General features: G+C 73.0%; 18 protein-coding genes. 4 read left to right on the plus strand and 14 right to left on the minus strand.

What is annotated here, in order from left to right:
• Positions 1-62 precede the first annotated feature (62 nt).
• The 3 genes from SMD20_RS25425 (at position 63) to SMD20_RS25435 (ending at position 4,127) form a co-directional block, all read left to right on the plus strand.
• Positions 63-707, plus strand: coding sequence for a MarR family winged helix-turn-helix transcriptional regulator (locus tag SMD20_RS25425; RefSeq protein ID WP_329585436.1), 645 nt, complete (start codon positions 63-65; stop codon positions 705-707).
• Between the two features lie 11 nt (positions 708-718).
• Positions 719-1,894, plus strand: coding sequence for a class I SAM-dependent methyltransferase (locus tag SMD20_RS25430; protein ID WP_329585439.1), 1,176 nt, complete (start codon positions 719-721; stop codon positions 1,892-1,894).
• A 193-nt stretch (positions 1,895-2,087) separates the two neighbouring features.
• Positions 2,088-4,127: an apolipoprotein A1/A4/E domain-containing protein gene (locus SMD20_RS25435; RefSeq protein ID WP_329585441.1), complete on the plus strand. Its 2,040-nt coding sequence runs from the start codon at positions 2,088-2,090 to the stop codon at positions 4,125-4,127.
• 25 nt (positions 4,128-4,152) lie between these two features.
• Here SMD20_RS25435 and SMD20_RS25440 read toward each other — a convergent pair whose 3' ends face one another.
• The 13 genes from SMD20_RS25440 to SMD20_RS25500 form a co-directional block, all read right to left on the minus strand.
• Positions 4,153-4,284 carry a hypothetical protein gene (locus SMD20_RS25440; protein ID WP_329585444.1) on the minus strand — a complete coding sequence of 44 codons (132 nt, stop codon included), beginning with the start codon at positions 4,282-4,284 and terminating at the stop codon, positions 4,153-4,155.
• 262 nt (positions 4,285-4,546) lie between these two features.
• Positions 4,547-5,578, minus strand: coding sequence for a tRNA (adenosine(37)-N6)-threonylcarbamoyltransferase complex transferase subunit TsaD (tsaD, locus tag SMD20_RS25445; RefSeq protein ID WP_329585447.1), 1,032 nt, complete (start codon positions 5,576-5,578; stop codon positions 4,547-4,549).
• Positions 5,571-6,020, minus strand: coding sequence for a ribosomal protein S18-alanine N-acetyltransferase (rimI, locus tag SMD20_RS25450; RefSeq protein WP_329585449.1), 450 nt, complete (start codon positions 6,018-6,020; stop codon positions 5,571-5,573). The genes tsaD and rimI overlap by 8 nt, the downstream gene beginning before the upstream one ends.
• 10 nt (positions 6,021-6,030) lie before the next feature.
• Positions 6,031-6,708 carry a tRNA (adenosine(37)-N6)-threonylcarbamoyltransferase complex dimerization subunit type 1 TsaB gene (gene tsaB, locus SMD20_RS25455; RefSeq protein ID WP_329585451.1) on the minus strand — a complete coding sequence of 226 codons (678 nt, stop codon included), beginning with the start codon at positions 6,706-6,708 and terminating at the stop codon, positions 6,031-6,033.
• Between the two features lie 71 nt (positions 6,709-6,779).
• Positions 6,780-7,697, minus strand: a complete 918-nt coding sequence (locus SMD20_RS25460) for an aminoglycoside phosphotransferase family protein (protein ID WP_329585453.1) — start codon at positions 7,695-7,697, stop codon at positions 6,780-6,782.
• A complete protein-coding gene (locus SMD20_RS25465; RefSeq protein ID WP_329585455.1) occupies positions 7,694-8,233 on the minus strand; it encodes a class F sortase in 540 nt (179 codons plus the stop codon). Before SMD20_RS25465 ends, SMD20_RS25460 begins: the two co-directional genes overlap by 4 nt.
• A gap of 3 nt (positions 8,234-8,236) precedes the next feature.
• Entirely contained in the window at positions 8,237-8,899 is a 663-nt protein-coding gene (locus SMD20_RS25470; RefSeq protein ID WP_329585457.1) for a hypothetical protein, read from the minus strand.
• Positions 8,900-9,058: 159 nt separating this feature from the next.
• Positions 9,059-9,517 carry a tRNA (adenosine(37)-N6)-threonylcarbamoyltransferase complex ATPase subunit type 1 TsaE gene (gene tsaE, locus SMD20_RS25475; protein WP_329585459.1) on the minus strand — a complete coding sequence of 153 codons (459 nt, stop codon included), beginning with the start codon at positions 9,515-9,517 and terminating at the stop codon, positions 9,059-9,061.
• A gap of 2 nt (positions 9,518-9,519) precedes the next feature.
• Complete coding sequence (locus SMD20_RS25480; protein WP_329585462.1) at positions 9,520-10,569, minus strand: alpha/beta fold hydrolase; 1,050 nt, start codon at positions 10,567-10,569, stop codon at positions 9,520-9,522.
• A 19-nt stretch (positions 10,570-10,588) separates the two neighbouring features.
• Positions 10,589-11,716: an alanine racemase gene (gene alr, locus SMD20_RS25485; RefSeq protein ID WP_329592667.1), complete on the minus strand. Its 1,128-nt coding sequence runs from the start codon at positions 11,714-11,716 to the stop codon at positions 10,589-10,591.
• A 59-nt stretch (positions 11,717-11,775) separates the two neighbouring features.
• Entirely contained in the window at positions 11,776-13,227 is a 1,452-nt protein-coding gene (locus SMD20_RS25490) for an NAD(P)H-hydrate dehydratase (RefSeq protein WP_329585465.1), read from the minus strand.
• 21 nt (positions 13,228-13,248) lie between these two features.
• Positions 13,249-13,599: a holo-ACP synthase gene (locus SMD20_RS25495; RefSeq protein ID WP_329585468.1), complete on the minus strand. Its 351-nt coding sequence runs from the start codon at positions 13,597-13,599 to the stop codon at positions 13,249-13,251.
• A gap of 8 nt (positions 13,600-13,607) precedes the next feature.
• Positions 13,608-15,020, minus strand: coding sequence for a PhoX family protein (locus SMD20_RS25500; RefSeq protein WP_329585471.1), 1,413 nt, complete (start codon positions 15,018-15,020; stop codon positions 13,608-13,610).
• 182 nt (positions 15,021-15,202) lie between these two features.
• Between SMD20_RS25500 and coaA the strand changes: the two genes are divergently transcribed.
• Positions 15,203-16,105: a type I pantothenate kinase gene (coaA, locus tag SMD20_RS25505; protein ID WP_329592669.1), complete on the plus strand. Its 903-nt coding sequence runs from the start codon at positions 15,203-15,205 to the stop codon at positions 16,103-16,105.
• Here coaA and SMD20_RS25510 read toward each other — a convergent pair.
• On the minus strand, positions 16,077-16,214 hold the full coding sequence (locus tag SMD20_RS25510; RefSeq protein ID WP_329585474.1) for a hypothetical protein: 138 nt from the start codon (positions 16,212-16,214) through the stop codon (positions 16,077-16,079). The genes coaA and SMD20_RS25510 overlap by 29 nt on opposite strands.
• Positions 16,215-16,264: the final 50 nt, after the last annotated feature.

The following is a 16,264-nucleotide window of genomic DNA, read 5'->3' on the forward strand; positions in this document are numbered from 1 at the left end:
AAGTCTTCCACGCCGAAGGTAGCGCCAAGCGTCGAACATTTCAATGTCGTAGGATCGAGCGCATGGACGAGGCGATCGACGCGGTCGACGAGATCATCGGCCAGTGGGCGCGGGCGCGGCCCGGCGTCGACGTGTCCCCCACGGGCGTGATCGGCAGGGTCACGCGCGCCTCGCGGCTGCTGGACCGCGCCGCCAGGGAGTTCCTGGCCGAGCACGAGCTGGAGGCGTGGGAGTTCGACGTGCTCGCCACGCTCCGGCGCGCCGAGGACGTCCGCATGTGCATGAAGGACCTCTCGGCCGCCGCCATGGTGAGCCCCGGCGCGCTCACCAACCGCATCGACCACCTGCTCGATCGCGGGCTCGTCGATCGGTGGCCGGCCCCGGGCAACCGGCGGATGACGTTCGTCGGGCTGACCGAAGAAGGCCGGCGAGTGGCGGACGACGTGCTCGAACGGCACGCGGCCAACGAGGCCCGCCTGCTGTCCGGGCTCTCCGCCGGCGACCAGGACGCCCTGGCCGCCCTGCTCCGCAAGCTCCTGCTGTCCCTGGGCGACACCCCCGCCGTCTCGTGCGCCACCGGGGACACCGCCGGAAACGCTGCCGGGAACGCCACCGGGGACACCACCGGGAACGTCGCGGCGGGTGCCAGGGAGGCCGTCACGGGCGGCGGCGCGAGCGGCGTCACGAGGGGTTCCGCGACGCGATAACGTCGGGCAACGTGGACCTCGACGCCTTCCGACAGCTCCTGACCTCCCGCGGCCGGCAGGCGCTCGCCGAGGCCGTGGAGCTGACCGCCACGGGGGCCGATCCCGTCGCCGCCGCCACCAGGCTGCGCCGCACGTACGACGCCGCGCTCACCTCGGCCGCGCTCACCCAGGCGGCGCTCCGCGAACGGGCGCGGGCGAAGTTCGGCGAGGACGCCGGGGTGATGTTCTTCACCCCGCACGGCCTGGAGCAGTCCACCCGCAAGGAGGTGGCCGAGCACCGCGCCCGCCGCCTCGCCGGAGCGCGCGTGATCGACGTCTGCTGCGGCGTCGGCGGCGATCTCCTGGCCCTGGCGCGTGCCGGATGCACGGTGACCGCCGTGGACATCGACCCGCTGACCGTCGCCGTGGCCAGGGCGAACGCCGAGGCGCTCGGTCTCGCCGACCGGGTGAGCGTGGTCGTGGGCAACGCGGGGGCGGTGCGGCCGGAGGACTACGACGCGCTCTTCGCCGACCCGGCCAGGCGGACGGGGCGGGGCCGCACGTTCGACCCTCTGGCGTACTCTCCGCCGTGGCCGACGGTGCTCGACCTGGTGGCGCGGGCGCGTCGCGCCTGCGTCAAGGTCGCCCCGGGCATCCCCTACTCCTACATCCCTGAGTCCGCCGAGGCCGAGTGGGTCTCGTACAAGGGGGAGGTCAAGGAGGCGGCCATCTGGACCGGCTCCGGGGCCCGTTCGATGCGCCGCGCCACCCTGCTGCCGGGCGGGCAGACCCTGGCCGCCACCGGCCCCGAGAGCCTCGCGCCGGTCGGCGCGCTGGGCCGCTACGTCTACGAGCCCGACGGCGCCGCGATCCGGGCGCACCTGGTGCGCGAGGTGGCCGATCTGGTGGGCGGGCGGCTGCTCGACCAGCAGATCGCCTACATCGCCGCCGACGAGCCGGTCGACACTCCGTGGGCCGCGCGTTACGCCGTGGACGAGGTGATGACGTTCTCGCTGAAGAAACTCCGGGCGGCGCTGCGTGAGCGACAAATCGGAAATGTCACCATCAAGAAACGCGGCTCGGCTCTCGACATCGAACGACTCCGGGCCGACTTGCGACTCAATGGGGAAAAGTCAGCGGTAATCATCCTGACTCGCATTATGGAGCGCCCATATGCGTTTATCTGCGACACCTCCCCGGCTGCCTGACCACGGATAACGGTCGATCCCTCGTCAACCACGATCTTTCCATTCGGCGCTTACGGACCTTGATCGAGGGGCTAAGGTTGGCGGGCGGGAGTTCTCCCCCTGATGCGGTTGTCGCGTTCTCGCCAATTCACGTGCAAACCGGACCTATCCCACCGCTGCGCGGCAGACCGCCGGCGAGCGAAGGAGCCTTTCGGTGGATAATTCCAACCACACGACCCTTCTCACGGCAGGGGGCTACACGAACGTCTCCGAGAGGATGCGAGACCTGCTCAACCGCGCGTCACAGGACCACGTCTACGAGCAGCGCACGCAGGGGGCCGTCCTCGACGAGATCCGCCAGCGGCTCGAAGGCATGGAGTGGCTGCTGCGGGAGGTGCGCGAGCGCGAGCTGGGCGGCCTCAGCGGCGCTCTGGAGTCGGTCAACGGGCGGCTGGAGGACATCTCCGCCAAGCCGCCGATGTGGGCGGAGGGGCTGGCACAGCACGTCGAGGCCGTACGCGACCACGTGGACGCCGTCGGCGACCGGGTGGGCCACGTGGACGCCCGCGTCGCCCCGGTGGCCGAGCTGCCGAGCCTCTGGGCCGATCTCGGCACCGTGGGCGAGAACGTCGACGAGGCGCTCAAGCGCCTGCAGTCCGTGCTGGAGACCACCGACGGCATCACCAGGGGGATGTCCGACTTCGCCGACATGCTGGCCGGTCTCCACTCCAGCATGGAGGCCGCGGCAGGCCGCTTCACCAGGCTCGACAGGTCGGTGGCCGAGCTGAGCTCCCGTACCGACCGGGTCGAGGCGGTCGTCGGCGAGCTGTCCGAGGGCGTCAACGACCGGCTGAGCGGCACGGCCGAACGGCTCTCCGTCCAGGTCGAGGCCGCCGAGCAGCGCCTCACCGCGCGCCTCGACGACGGCGCGGCCCGCCTGGAGGAGACCGGCAAGCAGCTCACCGCCCGCCTCGACGCCACCGACCAGCGCCTCACCACCCGGCTCAAGGAGACCGACCAGCGGCTGACGGCCCGCATGGAGGAGACCGACCGCAACCTCTCCGCCCGACTCGGCGAGACCGACCGCGCCCTCACCGCCAGACTGGACGAGACCGACCGCGCCCTCACCGCCAGACTGGACGAGACCGACCGCACCATGTCCGCCCGACTCGACGAGGCCGATCGCAGCCTGTCCGCCCGGCTCGACGAGACCGACCAGCGGCTCACCGCCAAGCTCGACGAGACCGCCGCCGGCGTCGAGGAGACCGGCAGGCGGCTCAGCGCCCGCCTGGAGGAGACCGACGCGCGGGTGACCATCCGCCTGCGGGAGACCGACGAACGCCTCGACGGCCACCTCGCCGCGATCGAGCAGCGCCTCACGACCCGCCTCGACGAGACCGACCAGCACCTGGCCGTGCAGCTCGGCGAGAGCGAGCAGCGCCTGACCGACCGTCTCGCCGGCGTGGACGCCAGGCTCGGCCGGGTCGAGGGCCGGCTGGCCGGGCTGGACACCCGGCTCACCGGGTTCGACGGGCGGCTGGAGTCGACCGACGAGTGCCTGGCCGACATCGACACCCGCCTCGACGGCCTCGACGGCCGCATGGGCGGCGTCGACACGCGGCTCACCCACATGGACGGCCAGCTCGGCGCGCTCGACCAGCGCCTCGGCACCGTGGACGGCCACCTGAGCCGGCACGACGACCGCTTCGACGCGCTCGGCACCCGCCTCGACGCCCGCTTCACGGCGCTCGGCGACCGGGTGGCCGCCGCCGACCAGCGCATCGGCGAGACCGCCAACCGCAGCGAGGGCCGCTTCAACAAGCTCGACACCCAGCTCGACGCGCTCGACGAGCGGCTGGGAGAGGCCGAGGAGCACCTGGGCGGCCGCTTCGACGGCCTCGACACCCACCTCACCGGGCTGACCGCCCGCGCCGGGCAGACCGGCGAGCACCTCGACGCCATCGACGGCCGCATCGACGCGGTCGGCCGCCGGGTCGACGGGCTGCCCGCGTCCCTGGGGCTGCCGGAGCTGCTCGGCTCGCAGGCCGGTGAGCAGGCCGAACGCCTGACGGCCGCCGCCGAAGCACTGACCGAGCTGGTGGGCTCACGTCCCGACCGGGACGAGCTGGCCCGTACGGTCACCGGCATCGTCGAGCCGGCCGCGGCCGACCTCACCAAGCGCCTGGGCGCGCTGGAGGACACCATGCTGGCCCTGGCCGAGGCCCTGCTCCGCCCCACCCGTACCAAGGACTGACCACGGACGTGTTCACGGGGGTCTTTTAAAGGTCGAGCTGCAGCGTCAGCGTCTTGTGGGTCGGCAGGTGGCCGAGCGCGTCATTGACGCCGCGCATGTGGCGGTTGCTGTCGGCGGTGTCGGGCTCGCGTGCCTGCCGGACGACCTCGGCCTTCATCCAGCGGGTGAGGCCGTGCCCGCGATGTTCGGGCAGCGCGCCGGTGCCGTAGTGCTGGGCGCCGCCCTTGCCGTCTTCAGGGTCAGAACCGTACGGAAGCCGCGCGCGGCCAGAAACGCCTCCGCCGGTGAGCCGGGCTCCGCCTGCGCGATGACGCAGCGCCGCCGCTCCTGGCGGGCTGCCTCGACCGCGGCGCTCAGCAGGAGGGAACCCACGCCCTTGCGCCGCTCGGCCGTGACAAGCGGCCCAGAAGGGCCGGGGGTCATACGTGCACGGTGGTGATCGGCAGGGACGAGTCGGCCGGGATCTGCAGGCTGGACGGCGAGACCCCGGCCGCGATCAGGTCGGAGCCCAGCGCGGCCACCATCGCCCCGTTGTCGGTGCAGAGCCCCGGCCGCGGCACCCGCAGCCGCACCCCGGCGGCGTCGCACCGCTCCTGGGCGAGCGCACGCAGCCGCGAGTTGGCCGCAACGCCGCCACCGATGAGCAGGTCGGACACCCCGTATTTGCGGCACGCCTGCAGCGCCTTGCGGGTGAGCACGTCGACCACGGCCTCCTGGAAGGAGGCGGCCACGTCGGGCACGTGCACGCTCTGCCCCGCCGCCTCGCGCGCCTCCACCCACCGCGCCACGGCGGTCTTGAGCCCGGAGAAGGAGAAGTCGAGCGTGCCGTCGTCGATCTTGCCGCGCGGGAACGTGACGGCGGTGCCGGAGCCGTCGCGGGCGGCCCGGTCGATGTGCGGCCCGCCGGGGAACGGCAGCCCCAGCACCCGCGCCACCTTGTCGAACGCCTCCCCCGCCGCGTCGTCGACGGTCGAGCCGAGCGAGATGACGTCGCCGGTCACGTCGGGCACGAGCAGCAGCGAGGAGTGCCCGCCGGAGACCAGCAGGGCGATGCACGGCTTGGGCAGCGGCCCGTGCTCCAGCTCGTCCACGGCCACGTGCGCGGCCAGGTGGTTGACGCCGTAGAGGGGGACGCCGAGCCCGAGCGCGTACGACTTCGCCGCCGCCACGCCGACCAGCAGCGCACCCGCGAGGCCGGGCCCGGCGGTGACGGCGATGGCGTCGATGTCGGTGAAGCGCAGCCCGGCCGCGGCCAGCGCCGCCTCCACGGTGGGCGTCATGGCCTCCAGATGGGCGCGCGAGGCGACCTCGGGCACCACGCCGCCGAACCTGGCGTGCTCGTCCATGCTGGAGGCGATGGTGTTGGCCAGCAGCGTGTGGCCGCGGACGATGCCGATGCCGGTCTCGTCGCAGGACGTCTCGATGCCGAGCACCAGGGGTTCGTCAGCCATCCAGCTTCCTTCTCATCATGATCGCGTCGGTGCCGTCGTCGTAGTAGCGGCGGCGGGTGCCGATCTCCTCGAACTCGAAGCGCCGGTAGACCGCCTGGGCGCGCGGGTTGTCGGCGCGGACCTCCAGGAACATCTCGCGCGCTCCCCTGCGCCGGGCCTCGGCCAGCAGCTCGGTCAGCAGGGCGCTGCCGATGCCGCGCCCCTGGTGCTTGTCGAGCACCGCGATGGTCTGCACGTCGGCCTGGTCGGAGGCGGCGGCGAGCCCGGCGTAGCCGACGATCTCGTCCTCGTCCAGGGCCACCACGTAGTGGCGGGTGCGCGGCATGTCGTCCAGCTCGCCGCGCATCATGCCCTCGCTCCACGCGTCGAGCGGGAACGTGGCCCGCTCGATCGTCATGACCGCCGGCAGGTCGGCACCGGTCATGGGCCGCAGCGTCACCATGTGGGCCGCCTCACGCCGTCGCCCGTCCGCTCTCGCCGGGCGCGAGCACCTTCTTCGGGGCGCCGGGCACGACGGCGTCGGGGCGGCGCAGGTAGATCGGGCGCGCCGGGTCGAGCGGGGCGCCGGCCGCCAGCCGTTCGACGGCGAGGGCGGCCAGCGATCCGGCGTACGGGTAGGGCGGCGCCTCGTGGCCCTTGGCCTCCAGCACGTCGCGGTAGAGGTCGGCGCCGGCGCCGATGACCGGCAGCCCGTCGGCGGGAACGTCGGCGGGGCGATCGACGGCCGGCCCGTCGAGCCGGGTGCGCAGGTCGCCGTAGCGGGCCCAGAAGACCTCCTTGCGCCGCGCGTCGGTGGCGGCGAGGAACGGCTCGGTCAGGCCGCTGCCGTAGGCGAGCGCGTCGAGCGTGCAGACGCCGTAGGCGGGCACGCCGAGCGTGGTCGCGAGCCCCTGCGCGGTCATGAGACCGACGCGCAGCCCGGTGTAGGGGCCGGGGCCGCTGCCGGCGACGACGGCGGTCACGTCGCGGAGCGTCGCGCGGGCCTCGGCCAGCACGAGCTCGACGGTGGGGGCGAGCAGTTCGCCGTGGCGCCGCGCGTCGATCGTCGTGTGCTCGGCGAGCACCCGCTCGCCGTCGTGGAGCGCGGCGGTGACGGCGGGTGTCGCGGTATCAAAGGCCAGGACCAGCACGACTGATTAGCCTACCCGTAGCGGACCGCGCACCTGCCCGTAATGCCGTCAGCCCCGGCCCGTCATGGCCGTCAGGCCCAGCCCGTACGCCGCCGCAGCCACTCCAGCGCGACCACGCCCTGCGCCCGCTGGAACTCCCGGACCGTCGCCAGCCCCGGCGGGGCCGGCTGCCGCGACTGCCTGGCCAGATATCCGGCCACGGCCGCGACCACGGCGGGCTCGGCGTCGGCGAACAGCTCCCACGGCGGCGGCCCGCCCTGCATCCCGACGGACGGCAGCATGCACAGCAGGTCGAACCAGGGCGCCGCCCGGCAGGCCCAGGGCCAGTCCACGACGAAGACGCGCTCGCCGGCCAGCAGGATGTTGTCGGCGCGCAGGTCGCCGTGCACGAGGCTGTCGCCGGCCGCGGCCGCCTCCCAGCCGGTCTCCAGCTCGGCCAGCTCGCCGAGGTGGCGCAGCGCCCACGGGTCGAGCCCGGCGGTGTCCTCCCCGGTCAGCCTGCGCCAGCCGTGGAAGGAGTCGCCGAAGACCTCGGCGACCGTCGGCGCGTCGGCGACGGGCGAGGGGGTCAGCGCCCGCGACATCCGCGCGAGCGCCTCAAGCACCCGGTCGAGCTGGTCGCGTCTCCAGGGCAGCTCGGGATGCTCGCCCTCGACGTCCTCGAAGACCAGCGTCACCCAGCCGGCCAGCTCGAACCCGGTCAGCAGCCGGGGCACGGGCGCCGACTCCGGCAGGGCCGCGGCGATCCTGAGCTCGGCGCGGTAGATGTGCGGGGTGTCGGGGTTGGGCTCGGGCCCGACGGTCTTGACGAAGGCCCGCCGGCCGTGCTCGGTGCGCAGCCGTACGGCGGCCGCGGGCGAGAACCCGCCCTCCTGGGTGCGCGCCTCGGCCACGCGCCCGCCGAGGAACTCCTCGACCGCCGCGCGGACCTCCTGGGGCACCCGCGACCAGGGCACCCGGCTGCCGCCGACGGCAGGAGGATGGCTCATGCACGAGAAGCGTAGACGATGACGTTGTCGAGGTACTCGCCACGAGCGCGGTCGAACTCGCCGCCGCAGGTGACCAGCCTCAGCCCGTCCTCCAGGTAGACGCGCCGGGTGGGGAAGCTGTCCTTGTGGACCTGCTCGATCGAGTCGACCTTGAACGTCACCGTCTTGCCGTCGCTGCGCCGCACCTTGACGGTCTGGCCCTTGCGCAGGTCCCTGAGCTTGTAGAACACGGCGGGGGCGGTCTTGGTGTCCACATGGCCGATGATGACCGAGGCGCCCTTCTCGCCGGGCACGGCGCTGCCCTCGTACCAGCCGGCGGTCTTGGGCTTCTCGTACGGCGGCAGCTCGACGTCGCCGTTCTTGGCGAGGCCCAGCTTCATGAGCGGGGCCTCCAGGTCGATCGAGGGGATGTCGAGGCTCTCGGGCACGACGTTCGCGGCGGGCGTGGACGCCTCCTGCTGCGCCCCTTTGCCGAAGGCGAACAGCACCAGCCCCGTGACGACCCCCGCGACGACGACCCGTCCAGGTCGTGCCATCTTCTATGCCTTGCGCCGCTTGACCGCCCAGCCGAGGCCTCCCGCGATGGCGAGGCCGAGCAGCACGCCCGCCGGGCCGAAGGGGATGGAGGAGCCCTCGTCCACGTCCTTGGCGTACGTGCCGCCGCCGCCCGCGCGCGGCGCCCGGGTCGGCACGTGGGTGGGCAGCGCCTCGCCGGCGACGACGCGCAGCCGCGCGCTGCCGGCGTCGTTGGTGCCGTCGCACTTGACGCTGACGGTGTAGGTGCCGCGCGGGACCGTTCCTGAGACCTGCGCGGAGCCGCGCACCCAGGGCGAGCCGGCCGCCGAGCCGGTGGGGGTCGGGGAGCTGGCGCCGGAGGGCACGGGGTTGAGCGTGGCGCCGCTGACGAACGCCCGGGACGTGACGGTGCCGGTGTGCGCCGGGCCGCCGGTGGGGACGGGGCAGTTGGCGAGGATCCACACGGTGTTGGTCTGGCCCGCGGTGACCCGGTCGGGGTTGAGCTGGACCTGGATCTTGGGCCTGGTGCCCGTGGGCTGTGGGGTGCCGGTGGCGCTGGTTAAGGGCGTGCCCGGCGCTGTGGCCGTCGGGGTTGCCGTGGGTTCGGTCTCGGCCGAGGCTGTGCAGCCGGTCAGACCTACGATGACGAGAGCTCCCGCGTACGCGACACGCCTGACCCTGAGCACCGGCCGCACCCCACTTTGCCGTCCTGCCACCAGCATCCACCCGAATCGTGGATGTCGCCCACCCTGATACCCAGAAATTCTGGGCGAATCCCTGCCAACGATCATGTCTTTGGCCGGGTACGTCAAGGGTGCCAGTTTTGCGAGGACGTGACCGGCGTTTTACCCTTCGAGCCGATCAACCGGCGTGTCGGCCCATCGGGGCCCCACGCCGCGCACGGTGAGCACGCGGGCCTCGTCGCCCGCCTCGCGGTCGATGTGGATCTCCAGCCGGTCGTCGGCCAGGCCCTCGACCAGCCCTTCGCCCCACTCGACGACGGTGACGGACTCCTCCAGCGAGGCGTCGAGGTCGAGGTCGTCGACCTCCAGGTCGCCGCCCAGCCGGTAGGCGTCGGCGTGCACGAGCGGCGGCCCCTGGCGCAGCGAGGGGTGCACCCGGGCGATGACGAACGTGGGCGAGGTGATCGGGCCGCGTACTTTGAGCCCTTCGGCGATGCCCTGCACCAGCGTGGTCTTGCCGGCGCCGAGCGGCCCGGACAGCACGATCAGGTCGCCGGCCCGCAGGTGGGCCGCGAGGCGGGCGCCGAACGCCCGCATGGCCTCGGCGGTCGCTGCTCTCATCGCTACAGCTCCACCCTCTTGGCCAGGTCGCGCAGCGCGTCGTTGACCACGCCGGGACGTTCGAGCTGGATCAGGTGCGAGGTGTCGGGCACCTCGGTCAGCTGGGCCTTGGGCAGCGCGGCCGCGATGGCCTTGCTGTGGTCGGGCGGGGTGAGCCAGTCGCCGTCGCCCACCATGATCGCGGTGGGCACGGAGCCGAGCACGTCCAGCGCGGCCAGTTTGTCGTGGTTCATCAGGGCCGGGTAGAAGTCGGCGAAGACCTCGGTGGGGGTGGCCCTGATCATCGACTCGGCGAAGTCGACGACGGTGGGGCTGACGTTCTTCGAGTCGCCGAAGCCCATGTAGCGGGTGATGAGGAAGGCGATGTCGCTGCCGACGCTGCGGGTGCGGTCGATGAACGCACCGCGCTTGCCCAGCATGGACACCGTGCCGGGCGCGACCTTGTGGACGACCTTGGACAACATGGCCGGCAGGCCCAGCGTCAGCTCGGCCAGCTTGCCCGCCGAGGTCGAGAGCAGCGCCACGGCGCGGATCTTGTCGCCGAACAGGCCGGGGTGGCGGTCGGCCAGCGCCATGATCGTCATGCCGCCCATGGAGTGACCGACCAGCACGCACGGGCCGGGCACGAACTCCTCGATCACCTCGGCCAGGTCGTCGCCCAGCCGGTCGATCATGCTCTCGTCGGCCTGGGCGCGCTGCGAGCGGCCGTGGGAGCGCTGGTCCCACAGCACCAGCCGGTAGTTGTCCCGCAGGTCCTTGCGCTGGTAGTGCCAGGACTCCAGGTTGAGGCAGTAGCCGTGGCAGAACACGATGGTCAGCGGCGCGTCGTCGGGACCGTCGAGCTCGACGTGCAGCGCCACGCCGTCGGAGGTGATGTGCGTGCGCTCCCTGCCCCGCAGCTCGCCGAACGGCTCGCTGGCCTCGGTGTCGGGGCGCAGCCTGATCCGGCCGACCGCGTAGCGCTTGGCCATGGCAGCCGCCGCGACCCCCGCCGACGCCGCGCCGACGAGCGCGCCGGCGATCCCGAACCTGCGGCGTGTTGTCGTCGTCATCTCCCCGATCCTTCTCCGCTCAAGCGCCCGTGCTCATGTGGACCCGCGGCACCCGCGAGCCGATCCTGGTCACGATCTCATGCGTGATCGTGCCGAGGGTATCGGCCCACTCCTGAGCGGTCGGCTCGCCCCCGTCGCCCGGGCCGAACAGCACCACCTCGTCGCCGGCGGCGAGCAGGTCGTCACCTAGGTCGATCATGAACTGGTCCATGCACACGCGGCCCGCGACCCGCCTGCGCCGCCCGCCCGCGAGCACCTCGGCTCTTCCCGTGGCGTGCCGGAGTATGCCGTCGGCGTAGCCGAGAGGGACGAGCGCCAGGTGGGTCTCGCGTTCGGTGGTGTAGAGGTGGCCGTAGGAGACCCCGGAGTCCTGCGGGACCCGCTTGACCAGCGCGGCCTGCGCCACCAGGGTCATCGCCGGGCGCAGGCCGAAGCCGCCCTGCTCGGGGATCGGGCTGAGGCCGTACATCGCGATGCCCGGCCGGACCAGGTCGTAGCGGGCCTCGGGCAGCGTGAGCGCGCCGGCGGAGTTGGCGAGGTGCCTGATCACGTGCGAGCCGGCCGCGCCCGCCTGCTCGGCGAGCTTCAGCGCCGTCTGGTAGGCCTCCAGCTGCTGATGCACCGACGGATGGCCGGGGATGTCGGCGCAGGCGAAGTGCGACCACAGGCCGACGATCTCGACGGCCCCCTCGGCCTGCAGCTCCAGCGCCCTGGCCAGCAGCTCCGGCCAGGCGGCCAGCGGAGCGCCGCCCCTGCTCATGCCGGTGTCGGCCTCCAGGTGCAGCCGGGCGGTGCGGCCGGTGCGGCGCGCGGCGGCGGCGATCTCGTCGAGCAGTCGTACGTCGGCGGCCGACAGCTCGACGTCGTGCGTCAGCGCCTCGTCGAGCGGCTCGCCCGGGGTGATGAGCCAGGCGAGGACCGGCGCCGTCACGCCGCCCGCGCGCAGCTCCAGCGCCTCCCGAACGAACGCGACGCCGAGCCGGCTCGCGCCGCCCTCCAGCACCGCGCGCGAGCAGGGGACCAGCCCGTGCCCGTAGGCGTCGGCCTTGACGGCGCCCATCAGCTCGGCGCCCGTGCGCTCCTTGAGCAGGGCGACGTTGTGCCTGATGGCGGCCAGGTCGACGCGTGCCTCCGCGGGCGTGGCCATCGAGGAGTACATCCTCCCAGTGTGGCAGCTCACGGGCGTGGTCGAGCGCGTTTTTTACCTCAGGCGCCCCCTGCCGTTACCGCGCGGATGGCGGCGGGAACGGCGGCGGTGACGTCCGCGGCGGCCAGCGGAGCGCCGTCGGCGGCCAGCCGCCCGGCCAGCCCGTGCAGATAGGCCGCGCACGACCCCGCGTCGTACGCCCCGAGCCCCTGGGCCAGCAGCGCGCCCGCCACGCCGGACAGCACGTCGCCCGTGCCGCCGGTGGCCAGCCAGGAGGTGCCGGTCGGGTTGACCCGGACCGGCCTGGACTCCTCGGCCACGACCGTGGTCGAGCCCTTGAGCAGCACGGTCACGCTCAGCTCGGCCGCCGCCGTGCGGGCGTGCTCCAGCCGTGCCGCCTCGATGTCCGCGCGCTCGGCCCTGATCAGCCTGGCCAGCTCGCCGGCGTGCGGGGTGATCAGCGTGGGCGCGGCGCGGCGCAGCAGCGAGCGGTCCCGCGCGACCACGGTCAGCCCGTCGGCGTCCACGAGCACCGGCAGGCCGGTGCCGAGCACCTGGACGGCCAGCTCGTGCGCCCAGTCGCCGGTGCCGAGCCCCGGCCCGAGCACCCACGCCTGCACCCTGCCGACGTCCTCGATGGTCGGCCGGTCGAGCGTGGTGATCACGGCCTCCGGCCAGGCGGCGCGCACCTGCGCCACCGGCTCGGCCGGGCCGGCGTAGCGGACCATCCCGGCACCGGCGCGCAGCGCCCCGCCGACGGCCAGCACGGCCGCGCCGGTGTAGAGATCGCTGCCGGCCAGCACGCCGAGCACGCCCCTGCGGTACTTGTCGGACTCCTTGCCGGGGCGCGGCAGCAGGTCGTCCACGTCGCCGCGGGTGAGCGCGGCCACGTCGGGGTCGGGCAGGCAGGGGCCGAGCCCGATGTCCACCAGCTCGACCCGGCCGGCGTGCGCGGCCCCCGGATCGACCAGCAGCCCTGTCTTGATCGCGCCCATGGTCACGGTCACCAGTGCCCGTACGGCCGCGCCCTCGACGCGGCCGGTGCTCGCGTCCACGCCGCTCGGCACGTCCACGGCGACGACGGGGGCGCGGGCCGCGTTCGCCTCCTCGGCCAGCGCCGCGTACGGCTCCCGCAGCGCCCCCGACGCCCCGATCCCGACCAGCCCGTCCATGATGAGGTCGGCCCGCGCGAGCACGTCCGGCCCGGCTGCCCGCCCGCCGGCCCGCAGCAGCGCGGCCAGCCCCGCCTCGTGCGTCTTCGACCCGGCGAGGATCGCCTCCACCCGCGCCCCGCGCCGCGCCAGCCGCTCGCCCGCGTAGAGCGCGTCGCCGCCGTTGTCGCCGCTGCCGACGAGCAGCACGACCCGGCTGCCGTAGACGCGGCCGAGCAGTCCCGCGCAGGCGGCGGCGAGCCCGGCCGCGGCCCGCTGCATGAGCGTGCCCGGCGGCAGCCCGGCCATGAGGACGTGCTCGGCGGCGCGGATCTGGTCGGCGGTGTAGGCGGTGCGCATGATCCGAAGCTATCCCCCGCGCTAGCCCTCGGCGATCACGTAGGCCACGGCCACGCCCGCGTCGTGGCTGAGCGAGACGTGCCAGCGTTTGACGCCCAGCTCGTACGCCACCTCGGCGACCCGCCCGGTCACCCGCAGCTCGGGCCTGCCCAGCTCGCCGCGGCACACCTCGGCCTCGCGGTGCCCCAGCCCCCGGGGCGCGCCCAGCGCCTTGGCCACGGCCTCCTTGGCGGCGAACCTGGCGGCCAGCGAATGCGCGGGCAGCGCCTGCTCGTCCTCGGTGAACAGCCGCTCGCGCAGGCTCGGGGTGCGTTCGAGCGCCTGCTCGAAGCGTGAGATGTCCACCACGTCCACGCCGATGCCCAGGATCATGGCGTCCATTAGAACAGCCCGCGCTCCCAGGGACCCCAGATGGCGAACGACCTGCCCTGCTTGGCCTGCACGTTGACGTAGAGGGTGTGCCCGCCGGGCCCGAAGGTGCTGCCCGCGAACTCGGCCCCGGGATCGCCGGCGATCGGCGCGAGCCGGCAGAAGTCGAACAGCTTCCCGGCCTTGGTCAGCCCGCGCAGGTAGTTGTCGCCGTCGCCGTCCTCGCACAGCACGAGCGTGCCGCGCCTGCTGACCGTGATGTTGTCGGGCAGGTCGAGCACCGACGCGCGCGGCGACTCGTAGACCAGCCTGAGCGTGCCGCTCCAGGTCTCGTACGCCCACACCTGGCCGCGGCCCTTGCCGAACCCGTCGGGCCGGGGGTCGGCGGGCGAGGTGTCGCCGCCCTGCGTGGAGACGAAGTAGACCACGCCCTGGTGATAGACCGCGCCCTCCAGCCTGGCGAAGATCGCCGCGCCCTTGGCCCGGCCCTGGCGGCCGACGGCCTGGACCGCCTCGTCGTAGGCGGGCCGCCCGCGGAAGCCGGGGTCGGGGTCGTCGATGTCCACCCACGTGGTGGCGTACGCGGCCCCGGGTTCCTGCCCCAGGGACAGGTCGGCGCGCTCGGCGTCCGCGACCGCCAGCATCTGCAGCCGCCCGCCGTCGAGCAGCTTGCCGGCCAGCACCGGGTGCTTGGGCGGCAGGTAGCGGTAGAACCCGGACGGATGGGCGAAGTTGTCCTCGGTGAGGTAGAGGGCGCCGGAGGAGGGGTCGAAGGCGGCCGACTCGTGCGCGAACCGGCCCGCCGCCCGGATGGGCCTCGCCGTCGCGGCGCGGTTGAGCGGCACCTCGAAGATGTAGCCGTGCTTCTGGGTGAGCCTGGCGTTGCCCTCACCGCCGGGCGCGTCGGCCACGTCGGGGCCGTTGACGGTCTCCTCGCAGCTCACCCAGGCCCGCCAGGCCATCGGCCCGCCCGAGCAGTTGAGCATGGTGCCGGTGAGCGACGGGGTGGCCCTGATGACCTCGCCCTGGCGGGTGACGCGGAGGGTGGAGGTGCCGCCCCCGGCCATCGGGTCGTAGGCGCGCTCGCGGTCGCCGAACGCGCCGACCGCCCCGCCGACCTCGTGGTTGCGTACGAGGATCACGCTGTCGCCGGGCCCGGAGAAGGCGGCCATGCCGTCGTGCCGGCCGGGCACCTCGCCGCCGTCGCTGAACTTCTCGCCCGCGGCGCTGAACGAGCGGTAGCGGAAGCCGTCGGGCAGGTGCAGGCGCACCTTGCCGTCACGCAGGTCGCGGGCGGGGCGCAGCGGGCCGTAGCCGCTGGGGGCGGCCTGGGCGCCGCCCTGCCGTCCCGCGCAGGCGACCCCGGCGAACGGCCCGGCGACGCCGGCGGCGGTCATGGCGGTGAGGAAGCGGCGACGGTCCACGCCACGAGAGGCTAGTCGCCTGTCAACCCTTGCATAACGATTTCGGCGGATCGATCATCGTTCCCCGAACTGGCTCTCGATAATCCCCATCTTTTATCCACAGGCTGTGGACGCAGAACCAGGGGCCGCCCATGATCTCCCTTGTAGCGCATCGCTACGCTGCCTAGGTGAACAACGGCTACGTGGAACTGAGCAGGGAGCAGTGGAGCGAGCTCCGCAAGAACACGCCCTTGACTCTCACCGCCGAAGAGCTGGAAGAGCTGCGCGGTCTGGACGACCCCATCGACCTGACCGAGGTCACGGACATCTATCTTCCGCTGACCCGGCTGCTCAACCTGCACTTCACCGGATCCAAGCAACGCAGCAGCGTGCTGAGCGCGTTCCTCGGCCATCCCGAGAAGCGTGTCCCGTACATCCTGGGCATCGCCGGGAGCGTCGCGGTGGGCAAGTCCACCACGGCGCGGCTGCTGCACACGCTGCTGGCCCGCTGGCCCGAGCATCCGCGCGTGGAGCTGGTCACCACCGACAGCTTCCTCCACCCCAACGCGGTGCTGGAGGCCAAGGGGATCATGCACCGCAAGGGGTTCCCCGAGAGCTATGACCGGCGGGCGCTGGTCAGGTTCGTGGCGGAGGTCAAGGCGGGGGCGGCCGAGGTGCGGGCGCCCGTTTACAGCCACCTTGAGTACGACATCGTCCCCGGCGCGGTCCAGACCGTGAAAAATCCCGACATCCTGATCATCGAAGGACTCAACGTCCTGCAGCCCGCCCCGCCCACCTCCCTCGCCGTCAACGACTACTTCGACTTCTCCATCTACGTCGACGCCAAGGTGGAGGACATCCGCACCTGGTACGTCGAACGTTTCCACAAGCTGCGCCGCACCGCCTTCGAGGACCCGAAGTCGTACTTCCGGCACATCGCCGAGCTCTCCCACGACGAGGCCACCGCCTTCGCCGTGAACGTCTGGCGCGACATCAACGAGCGCAACCTGGTCGAGAACATCGCTCCCACCCGGGGCCGGGCCGACCTCGTCCTCAAGAAGGGCGTCGACCACGCGGTCAGGCGGGTACGGCTTCGCCGGACCTGAACGCCACCTCCTCGAACAGGTAGAGGGCGAACCTGCCCCCGCACTCCTGGTCGTCGAGATCGGCGAACCAGCACTCTTCGCCGTGTTCGTGGCATCTGTACCGGATCATGGCAGGGAGCTTCCGGCATCTGTATCAAAACCCCGTCAACGTCCGATCGA

It is taken from the genome of Nonomuraea sp. LP-02, from assembly GCF_036289125.1.
Taxonomy (GTDB): Bacteria; Actinomycetota; Actinomycetes; order Streptosporangiales; family Streptosporangiaceae; genus Nonomuraea; species Nonomuraea bangladeshensis.